Annotated in this window: 14 protein-coding genes and 1 pseudogene; 10 read left to right on the top strand and 5 right to left on the bottom strand. The window is 69.0% G+C overall.

The window, feature by feature from the left end; translation table 11 throughout:
- On the bottom strand, positions 1-299 hold a 299-nt coding region (locus EFK10_RS31630; RefSeq protein WP_322973431.1), incomplete at its 3' end, for a helix-turn-helix domain-containing protein.
- Between the two features lie 51 nt (positions 300-350).
- Between EFK10_RS31630 and tnpA the strand changes: the two genes are divergently transcribed.
- Positions 351-779, top strand: a complete 429-nt coding sequence (gene tnpA, locus EFK10_RS31625) for an IS200/IS605 family transposase (protein WP_127359085.1) — start codon at positions 351-353, stop codon at positions 777-779.
- A 220-nt stretch (positions 780-999) separates the two neighbouring features.
- Here tnpA and EFK10_RS31620 read toward each other — a convergent pair whose 3' ends face one another.
- Positions 1,000-1,863, bottom strand: a complete 864-nt coding sequence (locus EFK10_RS31620; protein ID WP_127359084.1) for a class I SAM-dependent methyltransferase — start codon at positions 1,861-1,863, stop codon at positions 1,000-1,002.
- Positions 1,864-1,880: 17 nt separating this feature from the next.
- Between EFK10_RS31620 and EFK10_RS31615 the strand changes: the two genes are divergently transcribed.
- Positions 1,881-2,483, top strand: coding sequence for a hypothetical protein (locus tag EFK10_RS31615; protein WP_127359083.1), 603 nt, complete (start codon positions 1,881-1,883; stop codon positions 2,481-2,483).
- 49 nt (positions 2,484-2,532) lie between these two features.
- On the opposite strand, the gene EFK10_RS31610 is transcribed toward EFK10_RS31615, so the two are convergent.
- On the bottom strand, positions 2,533-2,820 hold the full coding sequence (locus tag EFK10_RS31610; RefSeq protein ID WP_127359082.1) for a hypothetical protein: 288 nt from the start codon (positions 2,818-2,820) through the stop codon (positions 2,533-2,535).
- Entirely contained in the window at positions 2,820-3,044 is a 225-nt protein-coding gene (locus tag EFK10_RS31605) for a hypothetical protein (RefSeq protein ID WP_127359081.1), read from the bottom strand. The genes EFK10_RS31610 and EFK10_RS31605 overlap by 1 nt, the downstream gene beginning before the upstream one ends.
- Before the next feature lie 429 nt (positions 3,045-3,473).
- Between EFK10_RS31605 and dapF the strand changes: the two genes are divergently transcribed.
- Genes dapF through EFK10_RS31580 form a run of 5 tightly spaced genes read left to right on the top strand, consistent with a single transcriptional unit; the run spans position 3,474 to position 7,864 of the window.
- Complete coding sequence (gene dapF, locus EFK10_RS31600) at positions 3,474-4,283, top strand: diaminopimelate epimerase (RefSeq protein WP_240677592.1); 810 nt, start codon at positions 3,474-3,476, stop codon at positions 4,281-4,283.
- Positions 4,280-4,918, top strand: coding sequence for a D-alanine--D-alanine ligase family protein (locus EFK10_RS52855; RefSeq protein WP_127359080.1), 639 nt, complete (start codon positions 4,280-4,282; stop codon positions 4,916-4,918). Before dapF ends, EFK10_RS52855 begins: the two co-directional genes overlap by 4 nt.
- A 42-nt stretch (positions 4,919-4,960) precedes the next feature.
- Complete coding sequence (locus tag EFK10_RS31590; RefSeq protein WP_127359079.1) at positions 4,961-5,488, top strand: C39 family peptidase; 528 nt, start codon at positions 4,961-4,963, stop codon at positions 5,486-5,488.
- Positions 5,485-6,900, top strand: a complete 1,416-nt coding sequence (locus tag EFK10_RS31585; RefSeq protein WP_127359078.1) for a UDP-N-acetylmuramoyl-tripeptide--D-alanyl-D-alanine ligase — start codon at positions 5,485-5,487, stop codon at positions 6,898-6,900. Before EFK10_RS31590 ends, EFK10_RS31585 begins: the two co-directional genes overlap by 4 nt.
- Before the next feature lie 55 nt (positions 6,901-6,955).
- A complete protein-coding gene (locus EFK10_RS31580; RefSeq protein ID WP_127359077.1) occupies positions 6,956-7,864 on the top strand; it encodes a hypothetical protein in 909 nt (302 codons plus the stop codon).
- Positions 7,865-8,109: 245 nt separating this feature from the next.
- Here the strand turns inward: EFK10_RS31580 and EFK10_RS31575 are convergent, their stop codons facing one another.
- Entirely contained in the window at positions 8,110-9,114 is a 1,005-nt protein-coding gene (locus EFK10_RS31575; protein ID WP_127359076.1) for a competence protein CoiA family protein, read from the bottom strand.
- Between the two features lie 483 nt (positions 9,115-9,597).
- Between EFK10_RS31575 and EFK10_RS52850 the strand changes: the two are divergent.
- From EFK10_RS52850 to EFK10_RS48915, 3 genes and pseudogenes are all read left to right on the top strand, one after another.
- Positions 9,598-10,233: pseudogene (locus EFK10_RS52850) on the top strand (ABC transporter permease); the annotation flags it as partial.
- Positions 10,224-10,826 carry an ABC transporter permease gene (locus EFK10_RS52845; protein WP_127359074.1) on the top strand — a complete coding sequence of 201 codons (603 nt, stop codon included), beginning with the start codon at positions 10,224-10,226 and terminating at the stop codon, positions 10,824-10,826. The pseudogene EFK10_RS52850 and the gene EFK10_RS52845, both read left to right, overlap by 10 nt.
- Before the next feature lie 36 nt (positions 10,827-10,862).
- Positions 10,863-11,148: hypothetical protein (locus EFK10_RS48915; protein WP_206305656.1), on the top strand; the 286-nt coding region annotated here is incomplete at its 3' end.

Here is an 11,148-nt window from a genome sequence, read left to right as displayed (position 1 = left end):
GTGTCGCCGGACTTGACGCGGCGGAAGAAGGCGGCGAACGCCTTGTCCAGGCGGCGCAGCGTCGCCTGCTGCGAGCTGAACGACCAGCGGCCCTGACGTTCCGGGTCGAATGCCCGGATGTCCTTGAGCTGTGCGGACTGCATGCCGTACGTGACGCTCGTCTTCGAGCTGTGGCGGTAGGCGTCGCGTCGTTCCTGCAAGGCCCCGTTGTAGAGGGTGCAGTGATCCCGCAGCATCTCGCCGAGCGTGACCTGCTGGCCCACGGTGGGCCGCATGAGGAACTTGTACGCACGGATCATCCAGCCCACCCCCCTTCGGTCGAGTTCGCTTGATCCTACTACACTTGGTGTATGTCACCACGCTGGGAACCAGACCCTGGTATCAGAAGGGGAAATCACGTCATCTACAGCCTGCACGTTCATTTGGTGTTTGTCGCTAAGTACCGGCGTGAGGTCTTCAACGACCAGATGCTGTCGCGCTGCGAGGCGATCATGCGGGACGTGTGCCAGTCCTTCGAGGCTGAGCTGCACGAGTTCAACGGCGAAGGCGATCACGTGCATCTGCTCGTTCACTACCCGCCGAAGGTCGCCCTGTCCAAGCTGGTCAACAGCTTGAAGGGCGTCAGCTCCCGATTCCTGCGGGCGGAATACACCGACCGGATCAACCGGATCGGCACAGGGTCGGTGTTCTGGTCCCCGTCGTACTTCGCCGGGTCCTGCGGCGGCGCACCACTGAGCATCATCAAGGACTACATCGACAACCAGAAGCGGCCATCCTGACCGTCACCCCGGAGGCGCAGAGAGCTCCGGCGCTTCGCGCCTCCGGGCCGGGGATCGCATTCCCGCCCGGCCTGAAGGCCGGGATTCCCTGCGAAGATCAAGGGATGGAAATATGCCTCCAGCGAGGCGGTGCCGACCTCCCCGAACCGACCACACGAAGGGTTGCTCACATGGGGGACATATCGGCTGAGCGGCGCCGCATTCTGCAGTCGCCTCCGCACTAGCCGTTCGGTCGGCGTACGGCCGAGATCAGGCCGCCGGGCCGTTCCTCCCGCTGGGGCGGGGTGCTGATCGGCCGGCCGTAGGCGGCGGCGCGCTCGCGCAGGGTGTGGCCCTCGGCCTCCCACCCGTGCCCGGCCAGCCAGCCGACCGGGTCCTCGGGCATCTCCGAGACCCACATGGACGCGGCCGATCCCGGTCCGGCGTCCGCGCCGAAGCGGTCGATCACCCCGCGCGAGCCCAGGGTCAGCCCCATCCGGCTGCCGGGTGCGGAGCCGGCGCCGATCCGGGTCAGCAGCAGCTCCACCGCGTCCTCGGGCAGGTAGATCAGCAGCCCTTCGGCGATCCACACCGTCGGCAGCGCGGGGTCGTGCCCGGCGGCGGCCAACGCAGCGGGCCAGTCCTCGCGCAGATCCACCGGGACGGTGATCCGGGTGCAGCGCGGGACGGCCCGCTCCTGGCGCAGCACCGAGGCCTTGAAGTCCAGCGGCTCGGCGGTGTCGACCTCGAACAACCGGGTGCCCTCGGGCCAGTCCATCCGGAAGGCCCGGCTGTCCATGCCCGCGCCGAGCAGCACGACCTGCCGGACGCCGGCCGCGGAGGCCTGCTCCAGCAGGTCGTCGAGGAACTTCGTCCTGATGATGATGGAGAACGCCACGCCCAGCCAGCGCCGCCGGGAGGCCTCGTCCCCGCGCGGCGGCAGGGCCGAGTCCGGCCCGAGCCCGCCGGCGGTGGCGAAGGCCAGCGCCAGCGGGTCATGGAACAAGGCGTTCTCCCGCGCGGTCTCCAGGGCCCGTACCCGGGCCACCCCGACCGCCGTGGCCCACACTCCGGACGGCTGTACCCGCCCCCGCTCCTCAGTCATCGCAGCAGCCTAGTGCGGTGGCGGCTGCGAACCCGGGCGGGTCGGTGGCGGTGATCGACCCCGACCTCATCGGCGACCCCAACGGCTACGTCCCGGGCGAAGCCGTCCAGGGCGTCTGGCGGGTCGGCGAGGACGGGAAGCTGACCGGGGAGTTCGTGGAGAATCCGAACTACGGCCCGCCCAAGGACGACTTCGCCAAGCTCACGGAGTCCAAGCACTGGCTGGACTGGCTCGGCCAACAACCCGCTGTCGCAGTGCGCGACTCCATCGCGGAAATCCTGGACCAGCAGGTTCCCGGCGCAACCCTGGAATGGATCAAGGTCACCGACGTTCCGCGCTATCTCACCGGAGGCCGTCCGCAGCCGGACGACGAGGGTCACATGATCGTCACGCGGGCCGGCATCGCTCTGCCCTTCGCGCTCTCCGTGATCAGCCCCAGACGCAAGCTGGAGATCCTCCAGGGCGCATTCTCCTGGGTCGCCGTCAGACTCGACCAGCCCGGCAACCGCAAGGACCAGGTCTGGCTCGACCTACGGGCCGATCTGGACTGGGTCGAGACGGAACTCCGCAACCGGATCTACTGCGTCGGCCAGGCCCCAGCCTCCGGCCCCACCGCCTGACGCCCGCCCCGTCCGAAATCCCGGGTCGGCACAACGTGCCTTACGTCCCTCATGCCGCTGCATGGGCCTGAGCTGCACAAACGTCGCGACGACCCGAGATAACAACGGTGCGCAGCGCGGTGACGTAGTAGATGACGGCCACGTTCTCGATGTCATCGTCATAGCGCCAGAGTTCCGGATCGGAGTTCGGGATGGGTGTGCCCATCTCCGGATCGACGGAGAGCGCGGCAAGGGCGCGGTCCAGGCAGTGGACTTCGGTCTCGCTGAGCTTGCCGATTTGGGCGATAGCGGAGTCGGTGAAACCGACGCGGGCGCGGCGGCGGCTGTGCTTGGGCATCAGGCGACGTGTCCGCGTCCCGCAGCGAGTTCGGCCAGGCGGCGGTCACGGACGACTTCCCAGGGGGTGGTGGAGTCCGGGTCGGGCAGGCCGTGGGCGGCGATGTCCTCCAGGACTGCGGCGAGCTCTTCGGCGTTGGAGCGCTGGTGGGCCGCGTAGGCACGCAGGGCGTCGGCGCCCTGGGGGGTGACCGGCTGGCGGCCGGGGGCCGGCTGTTCGCTCATCGCGTGCTCCTGGGCAGTCGTCTGGCGTCTGCTCCACGGTATCGCCGTACTGGCAGTGGGAGGAGACAGTCGGCTCTATCTGGTCAGGCCATGGTGTCAGCGCCGCTTGCCGAGGCCGGGCAACCCGCCATGCAACCCGGACGGTGGTGAGGCGCGCAGCCGCTTCGGCGGTCACCCGGCGGGCGATCTCGCCGTGGGACAGGCCCGTCGCGGCGATCCACAGTGCCAGATGCGGGTTAGTGCTCGTGGCTCCCGCCGTGGCCTCACCTTCTCCGAACTCCGTAACGGAGCGTGGCATTTCCGCCACGGTTCGCGACACCCACGGTACTCGTCAGGCCGGGTACGACGGGCGGATTCTCAGCACAGAGGCGGCCCAGGGCCCGGGGCCGCACGCGCCTCTCCCCGTCTCAAGTGAAGGAGCAGTGATCCGTGCTGAGCTTCCGGAAGGTCCACGGAGCCGGGAACGATTTCGTTCTCCTGACCGGCACCGCCGCGGATCTGGAAAAGGACTGGTCGGATACGGCCAGACAGTTGTGTGCCCGGCGTACCGGCATCGGTGCGGACGGGCTGGTCGTCACCGCTCCGCTCACCGTCGACCCGGGCTTCCTCGGTGTCGCCTGCTTCAACGCCGACGGCTCGATCGCCACCATGTGCGGCAATGCCCTGCGGTGCGCGGCCTGGTGCGCGGCCGAAGACTCCGACTCCTCCGTGAAGGAGATGCGTCTGGTCATGGCCGGCGTGGAGCATCAGGCGCTGGTGGGTGACGACGGGGTGTGGGTGACGGCCGAAGTCGGCACTGTCGACCTGCGGCGCGTCCAAGCCGTGCTGAACGGCCGCCCCATCTGGTTCGACTCCGCGCACACCGGCACCGAGCACGTGGTGGCGGTCGTGCCGGATGTGGACGACGTCGACACGCAGGTATGCGGTCGCCTGGTCCGCAACCACCCCGACCTTGCACCGCTGGGAACGAACGTCAACTTCGTCCAGGCCGCGGGCGTCCAGGAGCTGAAAATCCGGACCTACGAGCGGGGCGTGGAGGCCGAGACGCTGTCGTGCGGCAGCGGAGCCGTCGCGGCCGTCGTGATCGCGACCCTGCGCGGGCTCGTCGCGGACAAGCAAGTCACCGTCCACAACCGGTCCGGAACGCCCCTGATGGTGCGCCCCAACCCCCAGCGCCGGGGCAAAGCCTTCTGGATCGGCGGCCCGGTCACCCAGACCTACCAAGGAGAACTGGTATGACGCTCATCGACTGGAATGACAGCACGGCCGTGAACCGTGAGGCCGAGGTGTTACGGACCTGGCAGCACGGCCGCCCGGAACCCCTGAACGTTGCGCTGGTCTACGGCGGGCTGTCCGCCGAGGACCGGCTCTATATCGCTGAGAGCCCCACCGAGCAGATGTCGGTCACCGCACTGTCGGAGTCCCTCATCGAGATCGGCGCGACCTTCAAGATCCTCGACCCGTGTGACCCCGGGTTCATCCGGGACCTCCTCACCTTCGACGTGGCGTTGTCGAACCTGCACGGCCCCTACGGGGAGGACGGCCGGCTCCAGGGGCTGCTGGACTACCTGCGCAAACCGTTCTGCGGCAGTGGCGTCGCCGCATCCGCCATCGCCGCCGGCAAGATCCTGTGCAAGCAGTCCATGGAGGGCCTGGGCGTCCCCACCCCAGCCTGGCAGGCGTGGAAGGAGAGCACGGCAGCCCGGTGGGAGGGCCGGCCGGTGATGCGGCGCGGCCCTGTGCGGGCTGAACCATACCGATGTCGTTCGGGCCTTTCTCCACGAGGCGCTGACCCGCCCCGCGTACGATGTGCCCCTGCCCATTCCCGTGCTGAGCGCGTCAACGAGCGTGCGGGAAACCGCTGCCTGACGTGACTTCAGGAGTCCGCTGCTGTGCCCCACGCCCACGATGTGCCCATGTGCCGCCAGCTCGTCGATCCCGCCGAATGGGACCTCCACGGAGGGTGGGCGCTGGGGGACCGGATGGAGTGGTCCAACCGGGCGTGCGGCATGGCAGCGCTGCGGATGATCCTGCTCGCCTACGGCCGCGAAGCGCCGTCGGTCACCGAGCTGCTGAAGCTCGGCGTCAAGCACGAGGCCCTGACCAACCGGGGCTGGCTCCACGCCGGCATCGCCGACCTGGCCACCGGCTTCGGGGTCCCCGGCCGCGCGGAGCCCGTCGCGGCCGGGAACCTTCTCGACGCTCTCGCCGACGCCCCTGTGATTGTTTCGGTGACCGAACAGTTCCCCGACGACGGCCGCAAAGGCGGCCACCTCGTCATCGCCCGCGGCTACACGGACGGCACCGACCCGGACATCCTCATCCGCGACCCGTCCGCCTGGGGACAAAGTCACGACCGGGTACCGCTCAGCCGCCTGTCCGCCTCCTACACCGGACGTGCCATCACCTTCGCCCCGTGCACCGCCGGAAGGACCGCCCAGTGATCACGCTGACACTCGCCGAGATCGCAGAAGCCACCGGCGGCACCCTCCACGACGCTCCCGACCCGCAGATGCGGGTGACCGGCCGCAGTGCCAGCGACTCCCGCGAGGTCGGCCCCGGCGGCATGTTCGTCGCGGTGGCCGGCGCCCGCGTGGACGGCCACGACTTCGTCGACCAGGCGGTCGCCACCGGTGCCTCCTGCGTGCTGGGCACCCGCCCGGTCGGTGTGCCCGCCGTCGTCGTCCCCGACGTCACCGCGGCCCTGGGCCGCCTCGCCCAGCACGTTCTGACCCGCACCGGCGCGCAGATCATCGCGCTGACCGGCTCGGCCGGGAAGACCAGCACCAAGGACCTCCTCGCGCAGGTCCTCGCCCGGCACGGGGAGACCGTCGCCACCCCGGGATCGTTCAACACCGAGATCGGCCTGCCGCTGACCGTCCTGCGCGCCGACGAGTCCACCCGCTACCTGGTTCTGGAGATGGGTGCCCGGCACCAGGGCGACATCGCCTACCTGGCGTCGCTGACCCCGCCGCAGATCGGCATCGTCCTCAACGTCGGCTCGGCCCACGTCGGAGAGTTCGGCAGCCGGAAGGCGATCGCCAGGGCCAAGGGCGAGCTCGTCGAATCGCTCCCGTCGGCGGCTGAGGGCGGTGTCGCGGTCCTCAACGCCGACGACGAGCTCGTGGCCGCGATGGCTACCCGGACCCCGGCCGCCGCGGTGACGTACGGAACCGGCGAGAGCGCCGACATCCGCGCCACCGGCATCGAGGTGACCGCGGGCCGCGCGTCGTTCGTCCTGCACACCCCGGGCGGATCGGCCCCCGTTCAGTTGCGCCTGCTGGGCGCCCATCAGGTCCACAACGCGCTCGCGGTCGCCGCAGCCGTCCACGCCCTGGGCATGGACACCGACCAGATCGCCGAAGCGCTGTCCGCCGCCGAGCCGGTGTCGGCCGGAAGACTCCAGGTCCTGGACCGCGCGGACGGTGTGACGATCATCAATGACGCGTTCAACGCCAACTCCGAGTCCATGCGCGCCGGACTCGAAACCCTCACCTCCGTTGCCGGGAACCGGCGGACGGTCGCCGTACTGGGAGAAATGAAGGAACTCGGCGGCACCGCCAAGGCCGCCCACACCGACATCGGCCGGCTCGTCGGTGACCTGGGCATCGACGTCCTGGTCACCGTCGGCGCCTCGGACGAGATGGCCGCGCTCGCCGAAGCCGCGCGCCTGACCACCTCCTCGCCTCTGCGGATCGAATCGGCCGACGACCCGGACGTGCTTCTGCCGCTGCTGAACCGCCTGCTCATCAGCGGCGACGTCGTCCTGGTGAAGGCATCCAAATCGGTCGGCCTGGAGAAGTTCGCGAACATCCTGCACGCCGAAGTACGCGCCTCCGCTCTGTCAGACCTCTGATCTACGATCCGCGCGACACGGCCGCAGCAGGTGGCTGACAGGGAGAGGGCGCGCCATGCTGCGTGTGGATCTGGACAAGCTCGCGAAGTCGGTGCCGAACTTGGCGGAGGACCGGTCGCTGGTTGCCGTACCGGGACTGCCGCAGATGGCCACGGTCTGGCTGCCGACAGACTGGAATGCCACTCAGGTAATGGACCTTGCGGTCAAGGGCGGGGCCCGCTTCCTCTACCACCAGGTCGAGCGGTTCGAGGCTGGCGCTTTCGACCTGGACGAGGAGTCGCGCGACCACTTGGATGAGGCCGGCCTGGCCGCGCTGGCGAAACTCCAGGCCAAGGCCCGCACCTACGACACCGAGATCGAAGAGCTGTCGCTGTCCTTCGTCACTGACGGGGTGGCGCACTGCTGGTTGATCAAGGCAGCTTGGGCGGGCCCGCTGCAGGACCGCCTCGCCAACCTGAACGCAAGCGTCGACCAGAACATCGACAAGGAAATCACCAAATACCACGCCCCGGACAAAGCCGAAGCCGCTCGCATCTGCGCCCTACTGACCGCCGATCGTGAGTTCCGCTCCGCGCGCCACTACCGCGAACAGCGCAAGATCGTGCTGCGCGTGGCCCCGGAGGCCGCAGAAGGCTCGTACGGCGAAATCAACTCAACCGGCCGCGACGCTCTCTACAAAGCGCAGGAAGAAGTAGCCGAAGCCGCCAGGGCAACCTACGCCAGCTACCGCGAGCGCCTGCCGGAACTGGCTGTCCAGCTCGCGACCACCCCCGACTGGAGCACGGCCACTACCGTCAAGTTGCGCCGCATCCGGGCGGAGGACTTCCTGCAGGAGCTTTCTGGCGGATACCCGCCGCCCAGCCGGGTGGTCGAACTCTTCCTCGCCGAATCCGCTTTGACGCCAGCCCGCCGGGCAGCGGCCACTCAGCAGGTTCAGGCACCCCTCCCAATCGACGCCCAGTAGCGCCGCGCAGCCCGCAGTCGTGGTGACGAAAGGCAAGCCGGGACCGGGGGCGGCGGTTGATGCCCCTTCCAGGGGAAGAAGTCGGCATCATCGCAGGCTCTTTCGGACCCTCTTGTTCTCCAGCAGGTAGAGGCTGTTCACGGAAGGCCGTGCGGCTGGGGTCCGCGGGCAAAGACGTGGCTGCGATGCAGACCATCGCCGTGATCTGGTGAACGATGAGCGCGAGCAGAGCTGACCGCCCCTCATCAGCACAGGATGTGCCGTCCGTAGCACACCAGGGGCTCGGCGAGCGGACGGTGGCAGTGTTCGCAGACCGGCGTGCCTGTAGCAGGCCGGGGCACCGGCCGCACCGGCGGCAGCGGAGTGGGCTCCCAGCGGCGCCTCGCCTGTCGGGTGGCAGCTTCGCGCCGCCACCGCTCGGCCTGTTCGTGATCACGCCGGGCCTGGTCAGCGTCCCGCCGTACGGGGGCGGCCTGTTCGGCCAGGCGCTCGGTCATCGCGGGCGGGAACGTCACGCCGTGGGCGTCCAAACTGAGGTCGGCGAGGGGGAAGCGTTCGCGGACGACCGGATCGCTGGCACAGGGAGGATGGTGCAACCCGAACAGGCGCAGATCCTTCGTCCACCACTGCGGGCCGCGCGCGTGGGGCTCCCCGAGCCGGGCTTCGGCTGCGCCTTCGCGGTGGTAGAGCGTCCAGGCCGGGATGCCCTCGGCGAACAGCACGTGCGGGACGCGGGTGTCCGGGCGCATGAACCACACGTCCCGCACTCCGGCGGCGGCGTAGTCGCGGTGCCGAGCCTGCCACAGCTCGTCGGTGATCAGCTCGCGCTGGGCCTCCAGCGCCAGGCGGGCGCCGTCGTCGAGGACAACGTGGACGTCCGCGCGCCGGTCGCGCTGCTCGGTCCACTGCTCCAGCCGCACCTCGGTGACGCCTGGCAGGGTGGCCGCCCAGCGCGCGAGCCGGTGCTTGGCGTTGATGTGCCAGACCGTCTCGCTGCTGTGCCCGCCGGGTGGCGCGGTTCCGGCCGGGTGCGCGAAGTGCGGCCGGACCAGGCCGCCGATCCGTCCGCGGGCCAGCAGCGGCACCTTCGTGCCCATCGGCGCGTCGATGCCACGCCAGCAGTAGAAGCACACCACCGTCTCCCGCCGCCCGTAGCCCAGCGCCCGCCACTGCTCCAGCGGCCGGTCGCCGATGTGGACCTCGCGCTGCGTCTGAAGGTCGAACCCGACTACCAGCAGATCGTCCAGCACCGGACACTCCTCTCAGCTCACCCGAATCGTGTGCGCAGAGCATCGCAACGGGCACCGACAGTCCCCCCTCACCTTCGGCTCGCACAGCGGAACCGCGTTCGAGCAGGTTCCCGAGCTGGGGCGGGCCGTTCGGAACCGCCGCAGTGAATGCCGGTGTCGGCTCCGGTATTGGGGGCCTGGTAGGAGCGGAGCAGGAAACCGGTGTCGCTGTCAGAAGTTTTGAAAGCCGGTGATCCGGGCCGTCAAGGTTTGGGGCGGCTGTATCATAGGTGTTCACCTGTGCAACGCCGATCCCCTGCTACGTCGGTGGAACGGAGGGCTGTCGCGTTCCGAAGTCGGCTGCACAGATGCCCGCGCACTGGCTGCTCTGAGGGAGGGGCGTCTGCGCGAGCTTGACCGACGCCGGGCCCACTCGGGCCGCTGAGCGGGTCAAGGCAGGACGTCGGCGATGAGCTCGGCGAACTCGTCGGGTGACACGAGAGGGTGTTCACTTCATTGACAACCTCCCCTCACCGACGAACGGCAGGCAGAGTGCGTCTCATCTCCGAAGCTCTAAGAGACCTCCGGTCCCACCGAGGCCGCTCGCTGCTGAGCGCCTTGAGCCTGTTCGTCGGAGTCGTGGCGATCGTGGGCGTATACACGGCGGGGTCCATCGTCAAGGAAGTGTTCGTTGCGGACGCCGAGCAACTCCACGGCCGCGCGATCACCGTCAGCACCCGGATCCCCGGCGGCACCATGGCCGCCCGCGGGCTGCCAGCCACCCTTACCGAGCTCAAGAGGCAGATCACCGCTGCTGGCGGATCGTACGCGCTGGCGACAGACGCCACCGCACAAGTCCATGGGCTCGGAGGCAAGCCGGAGTCGCAAACAGTCGCGCTGGTCGCCGGCCGCCTCGACAAGGTGCGACGGCTTCCCATCATCCAGGGCAGGTGGCTGCCGCCGGACAGCAGAGCCTTCCCCGGCGGCCTGGTTCTCAACATGGCCGCCCGCAACGTCTACGGCGGAGTCGGCACCCGCCTGAGCGTGCAGCTTGACGCCGGGTTCGAGCCCTACCAGCAGACTGTGATCGGGGTCGTGTCCGATGGCCTGAACGGGCCGATGATCTACCAATCGCTGCCGGCCGCGCTCGCCTATCAACCCGGCGTGCTGCCTGCCGGCTGGTCACCTCAGCTGCTCGTTCATGCCCCGTCCGTCAACGAGGGCGTGTTGCGCGACGCCGTCCGCACCGTTGTCGCGGATCTGGGCTCGACCCCGGCGAGCTGGATGTCCAACGGGCCGACACCGTCGGACAACTCGTCGGAAACCTACACACCACACAGCGGGCATTCCTCGGCGTCGCAGCCGTTACTCTCCTGGTCGCCGCCCTCGGCCTGCTCAACATCGGCCTCGCCACGGTTCGTGACCGCACCCGAGAACTCACCATCCGCCGGGCAACCGAAGCTGCCCGAAGTCGCGTCTTCTCTCTCGTGCTGCTGTCTTCCGTGCTGCTGGGCCTGCTGGCCGCAGCCGCTGCCCTCGCCACCGCCCTGGCGGTAGTAACGCTCGTCGTCCCGCACGTGCTCAATCCAGCAAGCCCCATCCACGCCCCCTCCTTCCCCTACAGCGCCGGCACGGCGGGACTGGCCGCCGCACTCGCCGCGTCCATCGCCGGCGGTCTCGCACCAGCCCTCGCCGCCACACGCGTGGACATGGCCCAGGCACTGAGGACATGACTCATGACAGCCCAAATCCCCCTCCAGGAGAGATCCTTGGCTGATTACGGCAAGGGACGCGCTGTACTCAAGCCAGCCATGTACATGATCGGCCTGGTGGCAGGCGGAATACTCGGCGTCGCCCTGTCGCTGATCCCCTCACCACACGAACCACACGTGTTCTGGGCGGAACCTGTCAACGTGATTAAGGCAGGTAGATCGTTCTATCCCTGTGCCGGGATTGATTGCTCGTCCGGTCGGGGTTGGTCGGGCTTGTTGATCCAGGCGGCCTCGGGAAGCTTGGGTGGCTCGGGGGCCTTGCGGACGAAGCGTTCGGGATGCT

Source organism: Streptomyces soli, from assembly GCF_003999195.1.
Classification (GTDB): Bacteria; Actinomycetota; Actinomycetes; order Streptomycetales; family Streptomycetaceae; genus Actinacidiphila; species Actinacidiphila soli.
This window is presented reverse-complemented; position numbering and strand designations above follow the sequence as displayed.

What these genes read in the sequence shown, in the direction of transcription:
- EFK10_RS31610 (WP_127359082.1), bottom strand. Translation starts at nt 2,820, where the DNA reads ATGCCCAAGCACAGCCGCCGCCGCGCCCGCGTCGGTTTCACCGACTCC.
- EFK10_RS31605 (WP_127359081.1), bottom strand. Translation starts at nt 3,044, where the DNA reads ATGAGCGAACAGCCGGCCCCCGGCCGCCAGCCGGTCACCCCCCAGGGC.
- EFK10_RS31580 (WP_127359077.1), top strand. Translation starts at nt 6,956, where the DNA reads ATGCTGCGTGTGGATCTGGACAAGCTCGCGAAGTCGGTGCCGAACTTG.
- EFK10_RS31620 (WP_127359084.1), bottom strand. Translation starts at nt 1,863, where the DNA reads ATGACTGAGGAGCGGGGGCGGGTACAGCCGTCCGGAGTGTGGGCCACG.
- EFK10_RS52855 (WP_127359080.1), top strand. Translation starts at nt 4,280, where the DNA reads ATGACGCTCATCGACTGGAATGACAGCACGGCCGTGAACCGTGAGGCC.
- EFK10_RS31590 (WP_127359079.1), top strand. Translation starts at nt 4,961, where the DNA reads ATGTGCCGCCAGCTCGTCGATCCCGCCGAATGGGACCTCCACGGAGGG.
- tnpA (WP_127359085.1), top strand. Translation starts at nt 351, where the DNA reads ATGTCACCACGCTGGGAACCAGACCCTGGTATCAGAAGGGGAAATCAC.